This window comes from Cupriavidus sp. JZ107, assembly GCF_053903255.1.
The window spans coordinates 1,720,860-1,742,464 of record NZ_CP096481.1 but is presented as its reverse complement, the minus strand read 5'-3'; the positions used below and the strand labels follow the sequence as shown (position 1 = coordinate 1,742,464).

Here is a 21,605-nt window from a genome sequence, read left to right as displayed (position 1 = left end):
TTGGCGTGGAGTGCAAAGTGCGGCAGCCTAGCACATCGGTCCCACGCCGCGCGCCTTGCCGGTGCGCTACATCCGGTACCGCAGCCCGACGAACATACTGCGCGGCGCACCGGGGGCGATGAAGCGCGACGTCGCCGCATCCTGCGGCGCCACGTGCGGCTGCACCAGACGTCCGTCCGGCAGGATGTTCTCTGCCAGCTGGCCATAGCTGGCATAGCGGCGATCGAACAGGTTGTCGACGCGGGCATACAGCTCGAGCTGCTTGCTGACGCGATAACTGGCGCGCAGATTGACGGTGGCATAGCCGGCGGTATCCCAGCGGCGTGCATCCGGTGCCCTGCCCGGCCGCGGATCGCTGGCCAGGCCGTCCTCGTTGCCGCTGATCACGCTGGATGACACGGCCAGCACGTCGGCGCCGATTGCGAACGACGGCGTCACGCGCCAGTCGGCGCCGAACTTCAGCGTGTGCCGGGGCAGCCCGGCAAGCCGCATGCCGGGACGGACATCGATCGTGCGCTCGCCGGCCAGGATACGTCCGTGAGCCTGGTACGTAGCCTGCAGATAGCTGTAGCCAAGCCGCAGCGTCACCGCATCGAGGCGCCAGTTGGCCAGCAGGTCCACGCCCTGGTGGCGGGTGCGATCGAAATTCGAGAAGTAGCCCTGCTGGCTGTTCGGCGCGCGCAGGAACAGGATGTCGTCACGGTTGTCGGTGCGGTAGGCGGTGCCCGACAGTTCCAGGCCGCGCGACGGCCGCCAGCGCGCCCCGACCTCGTAGGTGTGCGAGACCACCTGCTTCAGGTACGGATCGGCCTGCAGGCCCGCCGGCAGGCGGCACGGCTGCGCGGGATCGGCGCAGCCGAGTTCGATCACCGTCGGCACGCGATTGCTCTGCGCGGCGCTGGCAAACAGCGTCAGACCGGCGCCAACCTGCTGGGTCAGGCCGATCGCTGGATTGAGCTTGCTGTAGGTGAAGCGCTCCGTCGGCTTGTCGCTGCCGTCGCTGTCGATCAGCGTGCTGGTCACCTTCAACCGGTTCCAGCGGGCCGACAGGTTCAGATGGGTCGTCGGCGTCAGCGCCCACAGATCGGCCAGATAAACGCCGATCGCGCGCGACTTGCCGTGGGCGCCCGAGAACAGCTCGACCTCGGACCCGGGCGCGGCCGACACGCCGCGGTCCGCGCTCAGCAGCGCCTCCTGTTCGTACTGGGCGTAGCGCACCCGGTTGGCGTCGAAGGTCACGCCCATGTTGATGCGGTGTGCGCCCAGTTCCTTGGCCAGGCTCAGTGCGGCGCCCTGGCCCCGCTGGCGGGTGTGGGTCGTGTTCAACACGGCCGGATGCAGCGCGGCGCCCTGCTCGCGCGTATAGCCACAGTCGTCGTCGGCCGGCGAGCTATCGGCGTTGAAGCCGTCCTCGCAGGCCTCGGCATATTCGGCGTAGTCCTCGCTGACGTCGCCGTTGACGGTGTCGCGCCGGCTGTGGCGGACGTATGCCATGGCGGAGATGCGGGTCGTGTCGTCGAGCCAGTGGCTTCCGTTCAGCGTGGCTTGTGTGACGCGGTTGCGGGTCTGGTCGGGGTAGGTGAACACCGCGCGCCGGTTCCCCGCATACAGGTCGGGCAGCACGGCACTGCCATCGAGCCGATAGTCCGGCACCAGCCCGTTGCCGACGAGCCGGCTGCTGCCATGCAACAGAGACAGGTCCCACTCGGTCGCCCCGCTGCTGCGGCCGGCCTTCACGAACAGATTGCCGAGCCGGCCGTCGGAATGGTCGCGCCAGCCATTCTCTTTGAACAGCGTGCCGGCGACGAAGCCGTGCCAGCCGTCCTCGCTGCGCGCGCCGAACGACAGGTCGGCGCGCTTGCGGGCACCGCTGCCGTACGAGATGTCGGCACCGAAGCCCTGCGAAGTCAGCCCCGATTTGGTCGTCAGCGCCAGCGCGCCGCCCAGCGTGTTCAGGCCGTACACCGGGTTTGAACCCGACACCAGCGCGATATGGTCGAGCGCGGCTTCGGGAATCATGTCCCAGTTGACCACGTCGCCGAACGGCTCGTTGACGCGCACGCCGTCGAGATAGACCGACAGGCCCTGCGGCACGCCAAGAATCGACGAGGCGCGGAAGCCGCGGTAGGTCACGTCGGCCTGGAATGGGCTGCCCTGGATCTCGTTGACATTGACGCCGGCCAGATTGCGGCTCAGGTACTCGACAAGATTGCCGGCGCGCGGACCGGACGCAGTGTCGCGCTCCGCGCCCTGTACGGTGTATGGCAGCGTATCGCGCTCGACGCCGATGCCGGGCAGCGGCGCGGCGGCGACGATGGTGACCGTCGGCAGCGAACTGTCCTGTTGTGACACAGTGCTGCCCTGTTGTGCAACAGCGTGGCCGGCGCCGAACATCGCGATCGCGCAGGCCATGGCGATGGCACGGGGAATGGGGGACCCGGTACGGCGCGTCGCGGCGGGCGCGCGGGGCCTGCCGGCGGCGGCAGCGGTCCGGTTGGCTGACATCTTGCATCTCCTCCTGGTATCGAGCGGACCTCTGTCGGGCCGCACGATCCCGTCGAGCAGGTTCCATACCCCGACGGCCGGGAAAAACTCCCGACCGGGACGGGAACCGGCTCGCCAGGCCGGGATCGATGCGCCGCGCAGCCACGCCACCAGAGCGCGGGGCCGCCTCGATGGAAACGAGGAGACCCCTGCCATGCCCCTGTCCCGCCATCTGCTGCTTCGGGCCGCGCCGATCGCATTGCTGAGCCTGGTCATCGCCACGCTGTTCGCGCTGGCCACGGCCGCAGGCGATATCCGCAGCGAACGGCGCGGCGCCGATGCCACCGCCAGGATGTTCCGTCATCTCGCGGGATTGCAGGCCGACCACGCCGAGGCCCGTAACGGACATTTGCGCGCCCTGCGGGACATCGCGGCTTCCGGCGCGCTGCGCCATCTGCGCCTGACACTGCGGGACGATCGCGGCGTGGTGCTCGTCCCGCAGACCGGCGCTGCCGGCAGTGAAGCGCCCGCGGAACCGGCCGCGTCGTGGACCATCCCGGCGGCCGAGGGGGCCGGATACCGCGTGGCGTTGGACTGGAATCCGCGCAGCGAGGAAAGCGAGGCGCTGAACACCTTCGCCGGCCAGCTGGCGACGTTGACGCTGTACAGCGCGCTGCTGTTTGCCGGCATCGCATGGTCGGCACGACGGGCATTGGCCCCGCTGCGCGGGATGCTGGCGGCAATCCGCCGCTACGAGCACGCCGAATACGATGCCGCGCTGCCGCCGACGCGGATCGCCGAACTCGACGCGATCCGGGGCGCGTTGCAGCAGCTCGCCGCGGCACTGGCGCAGGCGGAGGCTTCCCGCCGCGCGCTGAGCCTGCGGCTGCTCGACGCACAGGAGCACGAGCGGGCCCGGATCGCACGCGAACTGCACGACGAGCTCGGCCAGACGTTGACGGCCATGCGGGCCGACGCGGCCTACCTGTCGCGCCGGCTGACGCACGACGCCGCGCTGCGCAGTGTGTCCGACGGGCTGTCACAGCATGGCGCGCGCATCCAGCAGGATGTCCGCTCGCTGCTGCATCGGCTGCGGCCGCATGGCACGCAGCCGGGCAACGGGCCGGTCCCGCTGGCCCGCATGCTGCAGGACCTGCTGCAAGGGTGGCGCGCGCAGCCGGATTCGCGCACGGACTTTCGCCTGGAGATCGAGCTCGGCGCGGTGGCGGTGCCGCCGGCGCTGGCGCTGGCGCTCTACCGCATGACGCAGGAGGCCCTGACCAACGCCGTGCGGCACGCGGGCGCCGCGACGGTCCAGGCCCGCGTGGCCGCCAACGCCACCGGCGACATCGTCTGGTGCGTCGAGGACGACGGCGTCGGCATCGGCGATCTCGACGCCGCGTTCGAGGCCGGTTGCGGATTGGGCGGCCTGCGCGAACGGGCGTGGGCACATGGGGGGCAACTGGAGCTGAGCGCCTCACGGTCCGGCGAAACGCGACCGGGCCTGAAGCTGCTGGCCCGTTTCCCTGGCGCACTGGCGGCCCAGCCTGCTGCCGTCGCGGCGATTTCGCCGGGTGTGGCAGTTGCGGCGGACCATGCGCCGGACACCGTGGCCCGGGCCGGCGGCCCCGGCCACGGCCGCGTGCCGGAGCTGGCCTGATGATGCCGCTGCGTGTGGCGCTCGCCGACGACCATGCGGTGGTCCGCGCCGGCTACCGCCGCCTGCTGGAGCTGGATGACGGCCTGCAGGTGGTCGCCGAGTTCGCCGATGGCGACGCCGCCTACCTCTGGCTGAGCCGCCATCCCGCCGACGTGCTGGTGCTGGACCTGTCGATGCCCGGCCGCGGCGGGCTGGAAGTGCTGCGCTGCCTGAAGGCACGCGTGCCGGCGCTGCGCGTGCTGGTCTTCAGCATGCACGACAGCCCGGCCATCGTTGCGCAGGCGCTGCGCGCGGGCGCGGACGGCTATCTGACCAAGAGCAGCGCACCGGACCTGCTGGTCGACGCGGTGCATCGCGTCGCGGCCGGCGAGCGGCCGCTGTCCGACGACATCGCCGCCGTCGCCGGCGAGGGCGACCCGAAGGCGCTGCCGCACATGCGCCTGTCGCCGCGCGAATTCGATCTGTTCCGCCTGCTGGCGCGCGGCATCGCGATCGAGGACATCGCCGCGCAGCGCTACCTGAGCACCAAGACGATCGCCAACTACCAGACGCTGATCCGCAAGAAGCTGGGGCTGGCCAATGTCGTCGAGATGTACCGCTATGCGCGCGAGCACGGACTCGACTGAAGCCTGGCTGCCGGCAGCCGCAACACGATTGCTCCATTTCAGGACACCGTGCGCAACGTGTCGGTGAGCGGCGCAACAGTGGCGGCGCGCCTTGCCGCGAAACCGATGCCGGAACGCGGCGAACGGCCAGTGGCACGCTCCTTGCGCTGATGGGAGTGGACTGGCCGGACACCCGGTCGTCAAGACAGCAGCGCAAGCGCAACACGAACGATTCGTCAGGAGACACCACCATGAACCATGCGGAACTGAAGTTCCTCGATATCGAATTCCCGTACAAGGCGTCCTACGACAACTTCATCGGCGGCAAGTGGGTACCGCCGCAGTCGGGCCAGTACTTCGACAACGTGTCGCCGGTCACGGGACAAGCCTTCTGCAAGATCGCCCGTTCCAACGCCGACGATATCGAGCTGGCGCTCGACGCGGCCCACGCCGCCAAGACGGCCTGGGCCCGCACGTCGCCCGCCGAGCGCGCCAATGTGCTGAACCGCATTGCCGACCGCATGGAGGCCAATCTGCAGCGCCTGGCGGTCGCCGAGACGATCGACAACGGCAAGCCGCTGCGCGAGACCATGGCAGCCGACCTGCCGCTGGCGATCGATCATTTCCGTTATTTCGCCGGGGCGGTGCGCGCGCAGGAAGGCGGCATCTCGGAGATCGACCACGACACCATCGCTTACCACTTCCATGAGCCGCTGGGCGTCGTCGGCCAGATCATTCCATGGAACTTCCCGCTGCTGATGGCGACGTGGAAGCTGGCGCCGGCGCTGGCTGCGGGCAACTGCGTGGTGCTCAAGCCCGCCGAGCAGACCCCCGCCTCGATCATGGTGCTGCTCGAAATCATCGGCGACCTGCTGCCGCCGGGCGTGCTCAACGTCGTCAACGGCTTCGGCCTGGAGGCCGGCAAGCCGCTGGCGTCGAACAAGCGCATCGCCAAGATCGCCTTCACCGGCGAGACCACCACGGGCCGGCTGATCATGCAGTACGCCAGCCAGAACCTGATTCCGGTCACGCTGGAGCTCGGCGGCAAGAGCCCGAACATCTTCTTCGCCGACGTGCTGGACAAGGACGACGCGTTCTTCGACAAGGCGCTGGAAGGCTTCGCGATGTTCGCGCTGAACCAGGGCGAGGTCTGTACCTGCCCGTCGCGGGCGCTGATCCAGGAATCGGTCTACGACCGCTTCATGGAGCGCGCGATCAAGCGCGTCGAGGCGATCAAGCAAGGCCATCCGCTGGACCGCAGCACGATGATCGGCGCGCAGGCCTCGCAGGAGCAGCTCGAGAAGATCCTGTCGTACATCGACCTGGGCAAGCAGGAAGGCGCGCAGTTGCTGACGGGTGGCGAACGCGCCCAGCTGGGCAACGGGCTGGAGAACGGCTACTACGTCAAGCCGACCGTGTTCCGCGGCCACAACAAGATGCGGATCTTCCAGGAGGAGATCTTCGGGCCGGTGGTATCGGTGACGACCTTCAAGACCGAGGAAGAAGCGCTCGAGATCGCCAACGACACGCTGTATGGCCTTGGCGCCGGGGTCTGGACGCGCGACGGCACGAGGGCCTACCGCTTCGGCCGTGCGATCCAGGCCGGCCGCGTGTGGACCAACTGCTATCACGCCTACCCCGCGCACGCGGCGTTCGGCGGCTACAAGCAATCGGGCATCGGGCGCGAGAACCACAAGATGATGCTCGACCACTACCAGCAGACCAAGAACCTGCTGGTCAGCTACAGCCCCAACGCGCTCGGCTTCTTCTGACCGACGGGCCTGGCAACGGCCCTCGCCCGCGCGAAGCCGAATCCTGGCGCCTTGTTCTGCCGCGAGCGGCAAGCACGCCGGGCGCTCGGCCTTCGCTCGGGCGGGGGCATCTTCGCGGAATCCGACGATGAATACCCCCTTGCCCCCACGCGTCATCGCCACCGACGCCGCGCTCGCGCTGATCGCGCGGCTGATCGCCGACCACGGCCCCATCCTGTTTCACCAGTCCGGCGGCTGCTGCGACGGCAGCGCGCCGATGTGTTTCCCCCGCGGCGAATTCCTGGTCGGCGGCAGCGACATCAAGCTCGGCGAGATCGGCGGCGCACCGTTCTACATGAGCGAATCGCAGTTCGAATACTGGCGGCACACCCAGCTGATCATCGACGTGGTGCCCGGCAACGGCGGCATGTTTTCGATCGAACGTGCCACCGGCATGCGCTTTCTGACGCGCTCGCGGCTGTTCGGCGACGAGGAAGCCGAGCGGCTCGCCGCGACGCCGCCAGAGCGGGCGACGGTCGACTATCCCGACCTCGCCGCGTGATGGCGCCCGCGCAGACCCTCCCGATGCCAAGGCGCCGCGCCCTCGCAATCGCCCTTGGTTCGCTGGCCGCGAGCGCGGCGTTTCCCGCCGTCGCGGCCTGGGCCGATGCCGGCACCACTGCGGCCGCCGATTACCCGTCGCATCCGCTGACGCTGATCGTGCCCTGGCCCGCGGGCGGCGCCACCGATCTGTCGATGCGGGTATTGGCCGAACTGGTCGCACACGAGCTCGGCCAGCCGGTGGTGGTCGAGAACCGCGCCGGAGCGGGCGGTGCGCTGGTCGGCGCCCTGCTCGCCGTGGCAAAGCCGGACGGTTACACGATCGGCCAGTTGCCGGTCACGGTCTACCGGCTGCCGCACCAGCAGAAGACGACCTGGCAGCCGCTGCGCGATATCCAGCCGGTGGTGATGATCTCCGGCTATACCTTTGGCGTGGTGGTGCCGGCCGACAGCCCGTTCCGCAGTTTCGGCGACCTGGTGGCCTGGGGCCAGGCGCATCCGGACGCGTTGACGGTCGGCTCGTCCGGCATCGGCACCACGCCGCATCTGGCGATCGACGACGTGCTCGGGCGCCACCATATCCGCTATGTGCATGTACCTTACCGCGGCATCGCCGACCAGATGCTCGCGGTATCCGGCGGCGCGCTGATGGCCGGTGTCGGCGCGACCGGTTTCGCACCCTATGTCGACAGCGGACGCCTGCGGCTGCTGGCGCTGTTCAGCGAACACCGGTCGCCGCGCTGGCCCGAGGTGCCGACCATGAAGGAGCTCGGCTATCCCGACGCGGTCCACAACTCGCCCTACGGCATCGGCGTGCCGCGCGGCACCGATCCGCGTATCGTCCGGCGGCTGCACGATGCCTTTGCCCGCGCGATGCGCCACCCCCGGCATCTGGCCGAGCTGGCCAGGTACGACCAGGAACTGACCTATCTCGATACCGCGCGGTACGAGGCCTATCTGCGCGGGGTGTGGGCCCGCGAGCGCGACTTCGCGCAACGGCTGGGCCTGGCCGCCGGCAAGGAGCCATCGTGATGGGTTCCACCCTCGCCCCCGCGATGCGCGCGGACGCCGCATCGAACGAAGCACCGTGCGATACCGCGCCGGCGCTGCGCTGCGACGGACTGGTCAAGCGTTTCGGCAGGCAGGCTGCGCTCGATGGCGTTTCGCTTTCGGTGCGCCCCGGCGAATTCGTTGCGTTGCTGGGGCCGAACGGCGCCGGCAAGACCACGCTGTTCCAGATCCTCAGCGGGCTGTTCGTGGCGGACGCGGGGCGCGCCGAGGTGATGGGCGCCGACATGCGCGAGCATCCGGCCCGCGCGCTGGCCCGGCTCGGCATCGTCTTCCAGCAGCCGGCGATCGACCTGGACCTGCCGGTGCGCGACAACCTGCTGTTCCATGCCGACCTGCATGGCCTTGCCCGGCGCCAGTCGCTGCCGCGGATCGCCGCCCTGCTCGCGCGCTTCGGCCTGGCCGAGCGCGATCGCTCGCCGGTGCGCGCGCTGTCGGGCGGCAACCGCCGCAAGGTCGAACTGGCGCGGGCGCTGCTGCACGAACCGGCGCTGTTGCTGATGGACGAGGCCACGGTCGGACTCGACCCGGCTTCCCGCATGCAGATCGTCGACGAGGCCCGCCGCCTTGCCGCGGGGCAATCGACCGCGGTGCTGTGGGCCACGCATCTGGTGCAGGAGGTTGCCGGCTGCGACCGCGTCGTCGTGCTGCACAGGGGCAAGGTGCGCTTCGACGGTCCTCCGGCGATGCTGTGCGACGCCACCGGGCAGCCCGATCTCGAAGCGGCCTTCCTGGCCCTTACTGATTCGGAGGCATTGCCATGAGCCATCTGCCACCGGTGCCGCGCATCCGCTGGATCGTGGGCGCCACGCTTGCCGTGACCGCCGTGCTGGTCCTGGCCGGATGGTCGGAGGCGGCACCACCAGCGGGCCGCGGCCAGGTGATCGTCTCCAGCGAAAAGGACGGCAGCCTGATTTTCTACGAGGCCGCCAGCCGGCAGATGTCCGCCGTGTTGCCGCAATGCCGCCGGCCGCGCCATCTGCAGCTGTCTCCCGATCGCAGCCGGCTCTATGTCGCCTGCAGCGACGACGATCGCGTCGACGTGGTCGATGTCCGCGCGCGCAAGACGCTGGCCGTGTTGCGTGTCGGCGACGATCCCGAAATCTTCGACCTCAGCCCGGACGGCAGGACGCTCTACGTCTCGAACGAAGAAGAGGCGCTGCTGACCGCGGTCGACACGGCCACCGGACAGAAGCGTTTTTCGGTGGCCGTCGGCGAGGAGCCGGAAGGGGTCAAGGTCAGCGCCGACGGCAAGCGCGTCTACGTCGCCTCCGAAGTGGCCAATCTGGTCCACGTGATCGACGTGGACAGCCGCAAGATCATTCGCCATATCCCGGTCGGCAATCGGCCGCGCCGCTTCGCGCTGTCGCCGGACGGCAAGGAGCTGTGGGTCAGCAACGAGCTCGCCGCGAGCGTGTCGATCATCCGCACCGACACGCTGCAGGTCGTGCACGTGCTGACGTTCGCACCGAAAGGCTTTCGCGCGGACGACGTGACGCCGGTGGGTATGGCGCTGTCGCGCGATGGCCGGCGCGCCTATGTGGCGCTCGGACGGGCCAACCATGTGGCGGTGGTCGACGCCGCGAGCCGGCGCGTGCTCGACTACGTGCTGGTCGGCAGGCGCGCGTGGGGCCTGGCGCTGACCCGCGACGATGCGCTGCTGTACGTGACCAACGGCCTGTCGGACGACGTCAGCGTGGTCGACACCATGCGCGCCAAGGCAGTGGCTACGCTGAAGGCGGGCCGCGTACCGCATTCGGTGGTCATCGATGACTAGGCTGGCCCGGCTGCGCGCCCTGGCCGGCGCCTGCGCACTGCTGGCCGGTATCGCGACCGCTTCCGCGGCGGAGCTGCGGATCGGCGTCGTCAGCCTCGCCGACGATCCGCGCTACGAGCCCAAACGGCTGGAACAGCGCTATCCGGGCCACCCGGAGGGCCGGCCTTTCGACGGCATGCGCGTGGCCGCGGCCGAATCCCGCCTTGCGCTCGAGGCCGCGGGGCTGACGCTGAAGCTCGAAGCGGCCGAAGCCCGCGATGCGCAGGCCGCGGCCCAGGCCGCCGCGGCGCTGGCGCGCCAGGGTGTCCGCTATATCGTGCTGGACCTGCCCGCCGATGCCGTCCGCGCGGCGGCCCGTGCGGTCAAACCGGCCGACGCCCTGCTGCTCAATGTTTCGGCCGACGACGACGCGTTGCGCGGGGAAGGCTGCGCCCCGCATCTGCTGCACACGCTGCCGAGCCGGCGCATGCAGGCCGACGCGCTGATGCAGGCGCTGGCCGCCCGCAAATGGCGCAAGGCATTGCTGCTGACCGGACCCGCCCCGGAGGATCGCGCGTGGCAGGCGCTCTATCAGCAGGCGGCCCGGCGCTTCGGGGTCGCGTGGGCCGCGCAGCGCGATTTCCGCCTGTCGAACGATCCGCGCGAACGGGAGCTCGCCAACGTCCGCCTGCTGACCGGTGGGCCCGACCATGACGTCGTGATCGTCGCCGACGCCGATGGCGAGTTCGCCCGCACCGTGCCGTATGCCACGCAGCTGCCGCGCCCGGTTGCCGGCGCCAACGGGCTGACCGCGATGGCGTGGCACCGCGCGTGGGAGCGCCACGGCGGCCCGCAATTGAACCGGCGCTTCGTCAAGGCAGCCGGGCGGCCGATGAGCGGACACGATTGGGCGGGATGGGTGGCGATCAAGGCGGTGGTCGAAGCGATGACGCGCGCGCCGAAGGCGCCGTTTGCCGAGCAGGCGAAGGCGCTGCGATCCGGCGACATTGCCATCGACGGCTTCAAGGGCCCGCGCCTGAGTTTCCGGCCCTGGGACGGGCAGCTGCGCCAGCCGGTGTTGCTCGCGCATCCCGACGGCGTGGCGGCGGTCGCCCCGCTCGACGGTTTCCTGCATCCGAAGAACAACCTCGACACGCTGGGCGCGGATGCGCCCGAGAGCGCGTGCCGCCGCTGATCCCCATGCCCCCCATCGCCATGCCGACCTCTCCCCTGCTCCACCGCTGGCGCGCGCTGCGCGCCGTCGCCGGGCGCGAATTGCGCAAGTTCCTGCGCCAGCCCGGGCGGCTCGTCTCGTCACTGGTGCGGCCCCTGCTGTGGTTCCTGGTATTTGCCGCAGGCTTCCAGAACGTGTTCGGTGTCGCCATCATTCCGCCCTACGACACCTATGTCGAATACAAGGTTTATCTGACCCCCGGCCTGCTGGCGATGATTGCGCTGTTCAACGGCATGCAGTCTTCGCTGGCGATGGTCTACGACCGCGAAATGGGCGTGATGCGGCTGCTGCTGACGGCGCCGCTGCCGCGGCCATGGTTGCTGGCATGCAAGCTCGCGGCCGGTGCGCTGCTGTCGCTGCTGCAGATGGCCGTGTTCCTGCTGGTTGCCGTGCTGTTCGACGTGCCGGTTGCCTGGACCGCGCTGCCGATGCTGCTGGCGGCAATGACGCTGGTTGCACTGATGCTCGGTGCGCTCGGCCTGGCGCTGTCGGTGCATGTCCGCCAGCTGGAGAACTTCGCCGGCATGATGAACTTCGTGATCTTCCCGATGTTCTTCATCAGCACCGCGCTGTATCCGCTGTGGAAACTCGAGGAATCGGGGGCCGAGGCGATCCACCAGTTGGCGCGGATCAACCCGTTCACGCACGCGCTCGAGGCCATCCGTTTCGCGCTGTATGGCCAGGCGGCATGGGGCAGCCTCGCCGTGGTGGCCGCGTGTGCCTGCCTGTTCTTCGGCGTGGCATTGTTCGGCTACGACCCGCAGCGCGGCATGGCAAGGCCGCTGGGGAAGCGGGCATGAGCCGGCCAGCCTGGCCCCGCCGCCATGGCGGGCGCAGCCGCGGGTGGTTCGGCACGCTGCTGGCCCTGGCGGCGGTACTGGCCGCGGCACGGGGGCATGCGGCGGCCGATGCCGATCCCTTCGCCTCGCCGCAATGGCCCACGCTGCGCGCCGAGATGCTGGGCAATGCGCCGGCGGTATTCGATCCGCGCGTCAAGGTTATTGGCCCCGCTTTCGCCGAGGATGCGCTGAACGTGCCCATCGCGTTCGATGCCTCCGCGCTGGGCGAGGTCGACAGGATCGTCGTGGGCGTCGACCGCAATCCGATCCGCCAGGTGCTGACCTTCACGCCTGGCAGGCTCAAGCCCGCCCTGTCCTTCCGCTTCAAGCTGGAACAGGGATCGCCGGTGCGGGTGGCGGCGCGCACGCGCGACGGGGTCTGGCATGTCGGCGGGCTGCTGGTCGACGCCGCCGGCGGCGGCTGCACGGTGCCCGGCGTGACACGCAAGGATGGCTCGTGGAGCGCGACGCTGAACCGGGTCGAGGCCCGGCGCTTCGCCGCGCTCGATGGCGGCGGTGGCCGCGTCCGGATCCGCGTGATGCATCCAATGGATACCGGCCTCGTGGCGGGCATCCCTGCCTTCCATATCGAGCAGCTGGCCCTCGTCGACGGCCGCCGCGAACCGCTCGGCACGCTGGCGCTGCACGAGCCCGTTTCGGAGAACCCGATCTTCTCGTTCGACCTGCGCGAGCCGGCTGCCGAACCGCTGGCGGTGACCGGCCGCGACAACAACGGCAACCGTATCGACGCCAGGGTGCTGCCATGAGCAACAGGCTGGCCACGATCGCCCTGCAGATTGCCCTGCTGTTGCCCGCATCGGCATTCGGCGACGGGCTCGCGGAGAGGCCGCTGCAGCCGCCAGACTACCGCCTCGCGCCGCGCGGCATCGGCGACGGCGTCTGGCTGCTCGAGGGCGCGAACGCCGACTTCGCGGTCGGCAACGGCTGCAACATCATCAATACCGCCTTCATCGATACTGGCGATGGCGTGGTCGTCGTCAATACGGGACCGTCGCGGCGCTACGGCGAGCAGCAACGCGCGGCGATCGCCAAGGTAACTGATGCGCCGGTCCGCCTGGTGCTGAATCTGAACCTGCATCCCGACTACTTCTTCGGCAACCAGGCCTACGCCGACGCGAAGCCGGCGGCGCTTGCCGGCACCGTCGCGGGTGCTGCGCGCGAGGCGGGCTCGTATGCCGACAACCTGTATCGGCTGTGCGGAGACTGGATGGCCGGCACTGAACCGGCGCCGCCCGCCACGACGATCGAGCCGGGACAGCGCACGATCGGCCGCCATCGCTTCGAGCTGCTGCACCTGCAGGGCCATACCGGCGACGACCTGGTGCTGATCGACCATACCGCGCGCGTGATGTTCGCCGGCGGCCTCGTCTTCCGCTCGCGCGTCCCGACCACGCCGCACGCCGACATCGCACGCTGGCTGGCCAGCCTGGACGTGCTGGAACGCCGGATGCGCGAGGACGGCTTGCGTCTGCTGGTGCCAAGCCATGGCCCGGCGCTCGATCGCGCCGATGCGATCGCACAGACGCGGGATTACCTGCGTTGGCTCGACGCGCGCCTGCGCCGAGCCGCCAGAGAGGGCCGCGATCTCGCCGAGGTCATCGCGATGCCGGTGCCGGCGCCCTACTCGGAATGGGCCGCGATGCCGGCCGAATACCTGCGCAACGTCACGCACCTGTACCCCGCGTACGAACGCGAGGCATTGGCGCCATGAACGCCTGTGCCGGGCTCGGCCAAGAGGTGCTCCATTCCGCGACAGCGGTTGTTGCGCGGTAGCGCGATACGGCCCGGTACGGCGCATCTGCGCAGTCGGTCGCGGCGCGAAATGGCCCGCCAACAACGGGAATTTTTCACGGCTGGCGTGGCACGCGATTTGCGGTTTGGCGCACCGGCGCGGCATTGCCGATCGGCCCGTGCCGCGCCTACCGAAGAACCACCGGGAAAACCGCAGCAAAGATGATCGAAACCGATGATCGACAAAAAGAGAGAGGAGCAAACGATGAGCAAGTTGAAGGTGCTGGTGCTGGCAACCGCCTGCGTGGCCAGCTTCGCCGCGCGTGCCGCGGTAACGGACGCGATGATCGAAAACGACGCGAAGAGTCCCGGTGATGTGCTGTCGTGGGGAATCGGACCGGAGGGCCAGCGCTTCTCGCCGCTGGCAAGAATCAACACGAAGAACGTCGCACGCCTGGTGCCGGCGTGGTCGTTCTCGTTCGGCGGCGAGAAGCAGCGCGGCCAGGAATCGCAGCCGTTGATCCATAACGGCAAGATGTTCGTTACCGCATCGTATTCGCGGATCTTCGCGCTCGATGCGAAGACCGGCGCCAAGCTGTGGAAGTACGAGCATCGGCTGCCCGAAGGCATCATGCCCTGCTGCGACGTGGTGAACCGCGGCGCGGCACTCTACGACAACCTGGTCATCTTTGGCACGCTCGATGCGCAACTGGTGGCGCTCAACCAGGACACCGGCAAGGTCGTGTGGAAGGACAAGATCGACGATTACGCGGCAGGCTATTCGTACACGGCGGCGCCGATGATCGTCAAGGGCCTGGTGCTGACCGGCGTGTCCGGCGGCGAGTTCGGCGTGGTCGGCCGCGTCGAGGCGCGCGACGCGAAGACCGGCCGGATGGTCTGGGTCCGCCCGACCGTCGAAGGGCACATGGGCTATCGGTTCGACGCCGAGGGCAACAAGATCGAGAACGGCATCACCGGCAACCTGAACGCCAGCTGGCCCGGCGAGACCTGGAAGACCGGCGGCGCGGCGACCTGGCTCGGCGGCACCTACGATCCGAAGACCGGGCTGGCCTATTTCGGCACTGGTAACCCGGGGCCGTGGAACAGCCACTTGCGCAAGGGCGACAACCTGTACTCGTCGTCGACGGTCGCCATCGATCCGGCCACCGGAAAGATCGTCTGGCATTACCAGAACACACCGAACGACGGCTGGGACTTCGACGGCGTCAACGAGTTCGTGACCTTCGATCTCGACGGCAAGCGCGTCGGCGGCAAGGCCGACCGCAACGGCTTCTTCTACGTCAACGACGCGCGCGACGGCAAGGTGCTGAACGCCTTTCCATTTGTCCGCAAGGTGACCTGGGCAAAGGACATCGATCTGAAGACCGGCCGGCCCAACTTCGTCGCCGAAAGCCGTCCCGGCGATCCCGCGGACCAGAAGAAGGGGCAGTCGGTGTTCGCGGCGCCGGGCTTCCTCGGCGGCAAGAACCAGCAGCCGATGGCATACAGCCCGCAGACCCGCATGTTCTACGTCCCGGCCAACGAGTGGGGCATGGACATCTGGAACGAGCCGATCACCTACAAGAAAGGCGCGGCCTTCCTTGGCGCGGGATTCACCATCAAGCCGCTGAACGAGGACTATATCGGCGCGCTGCGCGCGATCGATCCGAAGACCGGCAAGATCGTCTGGGAGGTCAAGAACAATGCCCCGCTGTGGGGCGGCGTGATGACGACCGCCGGCGGCCTCGTGTTCTGGGGCACGCCCGAGGGCTATCTGAAGGCGGCCGATGCGAAGACCGGCAAGGAGCTGTGGCAGTTCCAGACCGGCAGCGGCGTGGTGGCGCCGCCGGTCACCTGGGAAGAGAACGGCGAGCAGTTCATCGCCGTGGTGTCGGGCTGGGGCGGCGCCGTGCCGCTGTGGGGCGGCGACGTCGCCAAGCGCGTCAACTTCCTCGAGCAAGGCGGCTCGGTCTGGGTGTTCAAGCTGAGCAAGGTCTGAGCGTTTGTCCGAAGGGCCGGCCCTCGGCGGTGCCGGCCCAGCAAGAGCTGGAGAATTCCATGCAGAAAGAACGAAATCGACGTATCGCGCCGCGCGCAGCCGCCCTTGCCTTCGGCCTCGCGCTTGCGGCATCGGCACAGGCGGCACCCGATATCAAGGCGCTGGCGGACAAGAACGGCTGCTTCTCCTGCCATGGCATGCAGGGCAAGCTGGTCGGCCCTGGCTTCGCCGAGGTTGCCGCCAAATACAAGGGGGACGGCGAGGCCGCAGGCAAGCTGGCGCGCAAGATCCAGGAGGGCGGCAAGGGGGTATGGGGGCGGATTCCAATGCCGCCGCATCCATCGCTGAAGGACGAGGAAGCGAAGCAGCTGGCGGCGTGGGTGCTGGAGGCCGGCTGAACGGCGGCCCGTGCGAGGCGCGATGTTCCATCGCCCTCCATGGTCCTTCATCACCCTCTCCCTAGCCCTCTCCCCAGCCCTCTCCCGCAAGCGGGAGAGGGAGCATGGTGCCGGCAGCGCGACGGCTCGCCGCGCGACTCGCCCTCTCTTCCGCTCTTCCGCTCCGCCGCTCCGCCGCTCTGCCGCTCTCGCGCTCTACCTCTCGCTCAACCGCAGCGAATTGGCATCGGTGCGGAACAGCAGCGGCGCCTCCTTGCCCCGCTCCACGCGTCCCTGGGCCAGCACGGCGGCCAGGCGGCCCTGCGCCACGATGGCACGCAAGCGATCGTGATCGCCGGACCGGTCGCAGACCGGATCCGTCGCGTCGGCGTCGCCGGTCAGTTGCCATGCCTGGCAGCGGCAGCCCCCCGCGTCGGCCTCCTTTTCGTCGCAGGACCGGCATGCGCCCTTCATCCACGCGGTGCCGCGATAGCGGTTGAATGCGTCGCTGTCGAACCAGATCTCGCGCAGTGGCATGTCGTTGACGTTTGGCAGCGCGAGGCCCGGCAGCATGCGGGCGGCGTGGCAAGGCAGCGCCGTGCCGTCGGGCGCGACGCCCAGAAACGTCGTGCCCCAGCCGTTCATGCACTTCTTGGGCCGCGTTTCGAAATAGTCCGGTACCACGAACAGAATGCGGCAACGCGAGCCGATGCGCCGCCGATAGCGCTCCACCACGGCCTCGGCTTCGCGCAGTTGCGCGGCATCGGGCATCAGCGCCAGGCGGTTGCGCCAGGCCCAGCCGTAGTACTGGGTGTTGGCCAGCTCCAGATACTCGGCGCCCATCTCCAGCGCCATGTCGATGATGGTGCCGACATGCGGCAGGTTATGCCGGTGCAGCACGCAGTTCATCACCATCGGATAGCCGTGCGCCTTGATCATCCGGGCCACGCGCCGCTTCAGGTCAAAGGTGCGCGTGCTCGACAGGAAGTCGTTCAGCTCGCGCGTCGAATCCTGGAAGGAAAGCTGGATGTGGTCGAGCCCCGCCTCGCGCAGCGCCCCCAACCGTTCGTCGGTCAAGCCGACACCGGAGGTGATCAGGTTGATGTAGAAGCCGAGCCCGCGCGCATGCGCGACGAGCGCTTCGAGATCCTTGCGTATCAGCGGCTCGCCGCCGGACAGTCCCAGCTGCACCGCGCCCAGCGCTCTGGCCTGCGTCAACACGTCCAGCCACCGCGCGGTGTCGAGCTCCTCGCCGTGCCGCGCATAGTCGACCGGATTCGAGCAGAACGCGCAGTGCAGCGGGCAGCGATAGGTCAGCTCGGCCAGCAGCCACAACGGCGGACCGGGGCGCGCTGCCCCCTCAGGCGAGCCAGCCGCGTTCGAATGCATGTTTGACAAAGGCATGGACCTCCGCGGCGATTCCTTGTACGTCGTACGCGCCCTGCAGTTCGTCGATCAGCATGTCGAGTGTCCGTGAGCCGTCGCAGCGCCGCAGGATTGCCGCCGCGCTGTCGTTCAAGGTGACCATGCCCTCGGGATACAGCAGCACCCAGGCCTGTTGGGCCTCCTCCCATTGCAGGCGCAGCGTCCGATGCAGGGTCGGCATGCCGGTGTGCGGGGATGACTGGGATGGCGGGGATGGCGCGGTCATGGATAGGCCCTCTCGATGGCATCGAGCATCGACCACAGCACGTCGAGCTTGAACTGCAGGATCTCGAGCGCGCGCCGCTGCTCGGCCGGCGTACGGAAATGTTCGAGTGTCACGCGCAGGCCGTGGTCGACATCGCGCTGGGCGAGCGGGATGCGCGAGCGGAAATAGTCCAGCCCGTCGCGCTCGATCCATGGGTAGTGCTCCGGCCAGCCTTCCAGCCGCTGCCGGTGGATCTCCGGGGCGAACATCTCGGTCAGCGACGAGCACACCGCCTCCTGCCACGGCGCGCTGCGCGCGAAATTGACGTAGGCGTCGACGGCGAAGCGCACGCCGGGCAGCACCAGCTCCTGCGACCACAGCGCCTGGCGCGGCAGGCCCACCGCCTCCCCGAGCCGGACCCAGGCTTCGATGCCGCCGGGCTCGCTGTCCGTGCCGTCATGGTCGACGATGCGCTGCACCCACAGCCGGCGTGTCTCGCGGTCCGGGCAGTTGCCCAGGATGGCCGCGTCCTTCTGCGGGATGCGGACCTGGTAGTAAAACCGGTTGGCCACCCAGCCTCGGATCTGTTCCGGCGTGCAGCGCCCCGCCGCCATGCGGCGATGGAATGGGTGATGAATGTGGTAGCCCGACTGCTTCGCGCGCAGCCGCGATTCGAATTCGGCGGGGCTCCACGCGGTGGCCTGCGTCATAGCGCGATCTCCATGCCATCCCAGGCGACCTCGATGCCGCGCGCGCTCAGATGGCGGCGCTGCGGCGACCGTTCGTCGAGAATCGGATTGGTGTTGTTGATATGGATCAGGATCTTGCGCGATGCCGGCAGCGCGTCGAGTACCTCGACCATGCCGCCTGCGCCCGACAGCGCCAGATGGCCCATCTCGGCCGCGGTCTTGTTCGACAGCCCCTGCCGCAGCATCTCGTCGTCGGTCCAGAACGTGCCGTCGACCAGCACGATATCGGCGCCGCGCAGTTCCTCCATCAGCTCGGCTGTCACGTGCCCGAGGCCGGGAGCGTAAAAAACGCGTCTGCCGGTGGCGGTGTCGACGACGCGCAGGCCGATATTGTCGCCACGCTGCGGCGCCTGCCGGTTCGGCGAATACGGTGGTGCCTTGCTGTCGAGCGGCACGGGCGTGATGGTGGCGCGCTGCAGCGGCGCAATGCGCAACGGCTTGCCATCGAGCGGCAGCGGATGCGGCTCCAGACCGCAGTAGTGCGACAGCACGCGCGACAGCGGCAAGGCGTCGGACAGGTCGGCGAGCACCGGCGCGGTCGCATATAGCGGCAGTCGACGACCGTGCTCGCGCAACATCAGCAGCCCGGTGACATGATCGATCTGCGCGTCCATCAGCAGCACGGACGCGATGCCCGTGTCGCGCCGCTGGCGTGCCCGCTGCAATGCCGGCGTGGCGCGGATCTGCGCCAGGATGTCGGGGGATGCGTTGACCAGCAGCCAGTCCAGCCCGTTCTCCGTCAACGCGATCGAAGACTGCGTGCGTGGCATCGCCGAAACCGCGCCGCGACGCACGCCGTCGCAATTGGTGCAGTTGCAGTTCCACTGCGGAAAGCCCCCGCCCGCCGCGGAGCCCAGAACCTTTAACGTCGTCATCGCGGTGCCACGCGCCGTACGCGCCTTGCGTTCGTGTTGCAGTCCCCGCGGACGCGGGGACCATCGGCTGATCCGCTCGACGTCAGCGGTTGGCGATATACATCGTGATCTCGAAGCCCAGGCGAAGATCGGTATAGGCGGGCGTGGTCCAGTTCATGAGGTCTCCTTCGATGTGGTTGCTTGGCACGGACTGTGATTGCCGAGTCGGAACGGGCGGCGGCGCAGTGCCCCGCCTTTCCGCATCGACGATGAGGCAACATCCATGCCCGACACCGCACAGCGGCAACGCCTTCCCGGCGGTTCCGCAGACCGCGTCTTCCGGCTGCGCACGGCGGACATGCACAGCCTGAACGTGCGCCTCCATGGCCGCGCCGACGGCGTTCCCTGGCTGGTGCTGCATGGCGGCCCGGGCAGCGGCTGTTCGCCGTCGATGGCGGACTGGTTCGATCCGACGCGCCACCTCGCGATCCTCGCCGATCAGCGCGGCGCGGGCCGGTCGCGCCCTGCCGGCACGCTCCGGCGCAACACCACCGGTGCGCTGCTGGCCGATATCGAACGGCTGCGCGCGGTGCTGGGCGTCGAGCGCTGGCATGTGGCCGCCGGCTCATGGGGCGCCGCGCTGGCGCTGGCCTACGCCGCGCGGTGGCCGCAGCGCGTCGCCGGCCTGGTGCTGCGCGGCACCTTCCTGACCGGCCGCGACGATATCCTGCGGCTGTTCGCCGCGCGCGCCCGCGGCATGTCGGTGCCGCCTCCCTTGCGCACCGCCGTTGCTGCACCGCAAGCACGCGGCAATGGGGCCGACGCACAACGGCGTTGCGCCGTACGGCTGCTGCAGAATGGAACAGGTGTTCAACAACGGGACACCGCAAGGCGGTGGCGCGCGGTGGAAACGGCGCTGCTGGGCGGACGCGCTGCCCGTCATCGACGGGGCCGTCCCGCCATGCGCGAGGACGAAGTGCTTCGGCGCAAGTACCGCATCCAGGCGCACTACCTGCAGCGCCGCTGCGGATTGGGCAAGCCCGCGCTGCTGCGTTGCGCCGCCAGCATCGCGCGGCACCGGATTCCCGCGATCCTGCTGCATGGTGCGCGCGATCGCGTCTGCCGGCCCGGCAATTCGGCCCGGCTGCTGGCGGCAATGCCGCATGCCGTCCTGCGCGTGTTGCCGCAGGCAGGACATCTGGCCACGGGGCCAATGGCCGAGGCGTTGCGCGCGGCGATCCGGGAGCTGTCCGCGTGACGGGCGGCCGCCGCGTGTTCCTGCGGCGTGCCGCCGGCCTGGGACTGGCCGCGCTGTGCGCGCGCCGCGTGGCCGCGGCGGCAGGCGCGGGGAAGCCGCTGATACTGTCGCCGGTGGCGCCCGGCATCTACACCGGCGCGGTGGAGCGCGACGACCTGCCGCTCTCGCCATGCCTCGTCGCGATCGGCCCGGACGGTGTGCTGGTCGTCGATCCCGGCCCGAACCGGAACCACGGCCGCCGCCTGATCGCGGCGATCCGGCGACGGACCGCGCTGCCGGTGCGTTGGGTCGTCAATTCGCATCCACACCCCTGGCAGGTGTTGGCCAACGCCGCCTTCGCGGAATTGCGCCCGCGCCCTGCCTTCCTGGCGTCGACGGCGACAGCCGACGCGATGCGATCGCGTTGCGACGCCTGCCGCCGTCTTCTCGTGGCCGAACTGGGGCCCGCAGCGATGGCGGGCACGGGCATCGTGCTGCCGCGGCCTGCGCTGCGGGACGGCATCCCGCTCGAGGCGGCCGGACTCCGCTGGCAGGTGCGGCTCTTCGCCAACGCGCACAGCACCTCGGACACCGCGTTGTATGCGCCCTCGCTGCAGCTGCTGTACGGCGGTGGCTTGGTCACGGGCGACCAGGTGCCGGATCTGCGTGACGGCTCGCTGACGGGCTGTCGCGCCGCGCTGCGCGCGCTCGCGGCCCTGCCCGCGACCGTCGTGGTCGGCCGTGTCGCCGGGCCGCCGCAGCGCAGCCTGGCACCGACGCTGGCCTACCTGGACAGCCTGGACAACGCGATCCGGCAGGGGCTGGCTCGCGGCGTGGACGCGGCCGACGCGACGCGCGCGGTGCCCGGCGACGCCTTCCGGCACTGGCGCGGCTTCGTGCCGCGGCACGCGCTGAACGTACAGCGCGCTTGGCTGGAGCTGGAGGATCAGTGGATGCGGACCGCGCCGGCCGGGCCATCGTGAGGCATGGGCCCAGGAATGGGCCAACGACCCCGCCAACGGCCGGGCCAACGATTCGGCCAACGCGGG

Annotated in this window: 21 protein-coding genes; 15 read left to right on the top strand and 6 right to left on the bottom strand. The window is 69.4% G+C overall.

Annotation, left to right across the window (positions count from 1 at the left end):
• Positions 1–66: 66 nt before the first annotated feature.
• Positions 67–2,505, bottom strand: coding sequence for a TonB-dependent receptor (locus tag M1D55_RS17280; protein ID WP_456281387.1), 2,439 nt, complete (start codon positions 2,503–2,505; stop codon positions 67–69).
• A gap of 193 nt (positions 2,506–2,698) precedes the next feature.
• Here M1D55_RS17280 and M1D55_RS17275 point away from each other — a divergent pair, with 193 nt between their 5' ends.
• From M1D55_RS17275 to M1D55_RS17215, 13 genes are all read left to right on the top strand, one after another.
• Positions 2,699–4,144, top strand: a complete 1,446-nt coding sequence (locus tag M1D55_RS17275) for a sensor histidine kinase (RefSeq protein ID WP_456281386.1) — start codon at positions 2,699–2,701, stop codon at positions 4,142–4,144.
• Positions 4,144–4,770: a response regulator transcription factor gene (locus tag M1D55_RS17270; protein ID WP_006578023.1), complete on the top strand. Its 627-nt coding sequence runs from the start codon at positions 4,144–4,146 to the stop codon at positions 4,768–4,770. The genes M1D55_RS17275 and M1D55_RS17270 overlap by 1 nt, the downstream gene beginning before the upstream one ends.
• Positions 4,771–5,000: 230 nt before the next feature.
• Positions 5,001–6,521: an aldehyde dehydrogenase gene (gene adh / locus M1D55_RS17265; RefSeq protein ID WP_006578022.1), complete on the top strand. Its 1,521-nt coding sequence runs from the start codon at positions 5,001–5,003 to the stop codon at positions 6,519–6,521.
• A gap of 127 nt (positions 6,522–6,648) precedes the next feature.
• Positions 6,649–7,062, top strand: coding sequence for a DUF779 domain-containing protein (locus M1D55_RS17260; protein WP_006578021.1), 414 nt, complete (start codon positions 6,649–6,651; stop codon positions 7,060–7,062).
• Between the two features lie 23 nt (positions 7,063–7,085).
• Positions 7,086–8,093: a tripartite tricarboxylate transporter substrate binding protein gene (locus tag M1D55_RS17255; RefSeq protein ID WP_456281385.1), complete on the top strand. Its 1,008-nt coding sequence runs from the start codon at positions 7,086–7,088 to the stop codon at positions 8,091–8,093.
• 23 nt (positions 8,094–8,116) lie between these two features.
• Positions 8,117–8,893, top strand: a complete 777-nt coding sequence (locus M1D55_RS17250) for an ABC transporter ATP-binding protein (protein WP_456282729.1) — start codon at positions 8,117–8,119, stop codon at positions 8,891–8,893.
• The gene (locus M1D55_RS17245; protein ID WP_456281384.1) at positions 8,890–9,906 is read left to right on the top strand and encodes a PQQ-dependent catabolism-associated beta-propeller protein; all 1,017 of its coding nucleotides are present in this window, start codon (positions 8,890–8,892) and stop codon (positions 9,904–9,906) included. The genes M1D55_RS17250 and M1D55_RS17245 overlap by 4 nt, the downstream gene beginning before the upstream one ends.
• Positions 9,899–11,080 carry an ABC transporter substrate-binding protein gene (locus tag M1D55_RS17240; RefSeq protein WP_456281383.1) on the top strand — a complete coding sequence of 394 codons (1,182 nt, stop codon included), beginning with the start codon at positions 9,899–9,901 and terminating at the stop codon, positions 11,078–11,080. Before M1D55_RS17245 ends, M1D55_RS17240 begins: the two co-directional genes overlap by 8 nt.
• A gap of 5 nt (positions 11,081–11,085) precedes the next feature.
• A complete protein-coding gene (locus M1D55_RS17235) occupies positions 11,086–11,919 on the top strand; it encodes an ABC transporter permease (RefSeq protein ID WP_456281382.1) in 834 nt (277 codons plus the stop codon).
• Positions 11,916–12,725 (top strand): quinoprotein dehydrogenase-associated SoxYZ-like carrier, encoded by an 810-nt coding sequence (locus M1D55_RS17230; RefSeq protein ID WP_456281381.1) that lies wholly within the window; start codon positions 11,916–11,918, stop codon positions 12,723–12,725. The genes M1D55_RS17235 and M1D55_RS17230 overlap by 4 nt, the downstream gene beginning before the upstream one ends.
• On the top strand, positions 12,722–13,690 hold the full coding sequence (locus M1D55_RS17225) for a quinoprotein relay system zinc metallohydrolase 1 (protein ID WP_456281380.1): 969 nt from the start codon (positions 12,722–12,724) through the stop codon (positions 13,688–13,690). Before M1D55_RS17230 ends, M1D55_RS17225 begins: the two co-directional genes overlap by 4 nt.
• Positions 13,691–13,975: 285 nt before the next feature.
• Entirely contained in the window at positions 13,976–15,709 is a 1,734-nt protein-coding gene (locus tag M1D55_RS17220; RefSeq protein WP_006578064.1) for a PQQ-dependent methanol/ethanol family dehydrogenase, read from the top strand.
• Between the two features lie 59 nt (positions 15,710–15,768).
• The gene (locus M1D55_RS17215) at positions 15,769–16,107 is read left to right on the top strand and encodes a c-type cytochrome (RefSeq protein WP_064573563.1); all 339 of its coding nucleotides are present in this window, start codon (positions 15,769–15,771) and stop codon (positions 16,105–16,107) included.
• A 195-nt stretch (positions 16,108–16,302) separates the two neighbouring features.
• Here M1D55_RS17215 and pqqE read toward each other — a convergent pair whose 3' ends face one another.
• From pqqE to pqqA, 5 genes are all read right to left on the bottom strand, one after another.
• On the bottom strand, positions 16,303–17,475 hold the full coding sequence (gene pqqE, locus M1D55_RS17210; RefSeq protein WP_456282728.1) for a pyrroloquinoline quinone biosynthesis protein PqqE: 1,173 nt from the start codon (positions 17,473–17,475) through the stop codon (positions 16,303–16,305).
• Complete coding sequence (gene pqqD, locus M1D55_RS17205; protein WP_006578067.1) at positions 17,447–17,692, bottom strand: pyrroloquinoline quinone biosynthesis peptide chaperone PqqD; 246 nt, start codon at positions 17,690–17,692, stop codon at positions 17,447–17,449. The genes pqqE and pqqD overlap by 29 nt, the downstream gene beginning before the upstream one ends.
• A gap of 41 nt (positions 17,693–17,733) precedes the next feature.
• The gene (gene pqqC, locus M1D55_RS17200) at positions 17,734–18,426 is read right to left on the bottom strand and encodes a pyrroloquinoline-quinone synthase PqqC (RefSeq protein WP_456281379.1); all 693 of its coding nucleotides are present in this window, start codon (positions 18,424–18,426) and stop codon (positions 17,734–17,736) included.
• Entirely contained in the window at positions 18,423–19,340 is a 918-nt protein-coding gene (gene pqqB, locus M1D55_RS17195) for a pyrroloquinoline quinone biosynthesis protein PqqB (protein ID WP_456281378.1), read from the bottom strand. The genes pqqC and pqqB overlap by 4 nt, the downstream gene beginning before the upstream one ends.
• Positions 19,341–19,422: 82 nt before the next feature.
• Positions 19,423–19,497 carry a pyrroloquinoline quinone precursor peptide PqqA gene (pqqA, locus tag M1D55_RS17190; RefSeq protein ID WP_006578070.1) on the bottom strand — a complete coding sequence of 25 codons (75 nt, stop codon included), beginning with the start codon at positions 19,495–19,497 and terminating at the stop codon, positions 19,423–19,425.
• 105 nt (positions 19,498–19,602) lie between these two features.
• Between pqqA and M1D55_RS17185 the strand changes: the two genes are divergently transcribed.
• Both M1D55_RS17185 and M1D55_RS17180 read left to right on the top strand, forming a co-directional pair.
• Positions 19,603–20,577, top strand: a complete 975-nt coding sequence (locus M1D55_RS17185) for an alpha/beta fold hydrolase (protein ID WP_456281377.1) — start codon at positions 19,603–19,605, stop codon at positions 20,575–20,577.
• Complete coding sequence (locus M1D55_RS17180) at positions 20,574–21,539, top strand: MBL fold metallo-hydrolase (RefSeq protein WP_456281376.1); 966 nt, start codon at positions 20,574–20,576, stop codon at positions 21,537–21,539. Before M1D55_RS17185 ends, M1D55_RS17180 begins: the two co-directional genes overlap by 4 nt.
• Positions 21,540–21,605: the final 66 nt, after the last annotated feature.

What these genes read in the sequence shown, in the direction of transcription:
- M1D55_RS17280 (WP_456281387.1), bottom strand. Translation starts at nt 2,505, where the DNA reads ATGTCAGCCAACCGGACCGCTGCCGCCGCCGGCAGGCCCCGCGCGCCC.
- M1D55_RS17275 (WP_456281386.1), top strand. Translation starts at nt 2,699, where the DNA reads ATGCCCCTGTCCCGCCATCTGCTGCTTCGGGCCGCGCCGATCGCATTG.
- M1D55_RS17270 (WP_006578023.1), top strand. Translation starts at nt 4,144, where the DNA reads ATGATGCCGCTGCGTGTGGCGCTCGCCGACGACCATGCGGTGGTCCGC.
- adh (WP_006578022.1), top strand. Translation starts at nt 5,001, where the DNA reads ATGAACCATGCGGAACTGAAGTTCCTCGATATCGAATTCCCGTACAAG.
- M1D55_RS17260 (WP_006578021.1), top strand. Translation starts at nt 6,649, where the DNA reads ATGAATACCCCCTTGCCCCCACGCGTCATCGCCACCGACGCCGCGCTC.
- M1D55_RS17255 (WP_456281385.1), top strand. Translation starts at nt 7,086, where the DNA reads ATGCCAAGGCGCCGCGCCCTCGCAATCGCCCTTGGTTCGCTGGCCGCG.
- M1D55_RS17250 (WP_456282729.1), top strand. Translation starts at nt 8,117, where the DNA reads ATGCGCGCGGACGCCGCATCGAACGAAGCACCGTGCGATACCGCGCCG.
- M1D55_RS17245 (WP_456281384.1), top strand. Translation starts at nt 8,890, where the DNA reads ATGAGCCATCTGCCACCGGTGCCGCGCATCCGCTGGATCGTGGGCGCC.
- M1D55_RS17240 (WP_456281383.1), top strand. Translation starts at nt 9,899, where the DNA reads ATGACTAGGCTGGCCCGGCTGCGCGCCCTGGCCGGCGCCTGCGCACTG.
- M1D55_RS17235 (WP_456281382.1), top strand. Translation starts at nt 11,086, where the DNA reads ATGCCCCCCATCGCCATGCCGACCTCTCCCCTGCTCCACCGCTGGCGC.
- M1D55_RS17230 (WP_456281381.1), top strand. Translation starts at nt 11,916, where the DNA reads ATGAGCCGGCCAGCCTGGCCCCGCCGCCATGGCGGGCGCAGCCGCGGG.
- M1D55_RS17225 (WP_456281380.1), top strand. Translation starts at nt 12,722, where the DNA reads ATGAGCAACAGGCTGGCCACGATCGCCCTGCAGATTGCCCTGCTGTTG.
- M1D55_RS17220 (WP_006578064.1), top strand. Translation starts at nt 13,976, where the DNA reads ATGAGCAAGTTGAAGGTGCTGGTGCTGGCAACCGCCTGCGTGGCCAGC.
- M1D55_RS17215 (WP_064573563.1), top strand. Translation starts at nt 15,769, where the DNA reads ATGCAGAAAGAACGAAATCGACGTATCGCGCCGCGCGCAGCCGCCCTT.
- pqqE (WP_456282728.1), bottom strand. Translation starts at nt 17,475, where the DNA reads ATGCATTCGAACGCGGCTGGCTCGCCTGAGGGGGCAGCGCGCCCCGGT.
- pqqD (WP_006578067.1), bottom strand. Translation starts at nt 17,692, where the DNA reads ATGCCGACCCTGCATCGGACGCTGCGCCTGCAATGGGAGGAGGCCCAA.
- pqqC (WP_456281379.1), bottom strand. Translation starts at nt 18,426, where the DNA reads ATGACGCAGGCCACCGCGTGGAGCCCCGCCGAATTCGAATCGCGGCTG.
- pqqB (WP_456281378.1), bottom strand. Translation starts at nt 19,340, where the DNA reads ATGACGACGTTAAAGGTTCTGGGCTCCGCGGCGGGCGGGGGCTTTCCG.
- M1D55_RS17185 (WP_456281377.1), top strand. Translation starts at nt 19,603, where the DNA reads ATGCCCGACACCGCACAGCGGCAACGCCTTCCCGGCGGTTCCGCAGAC.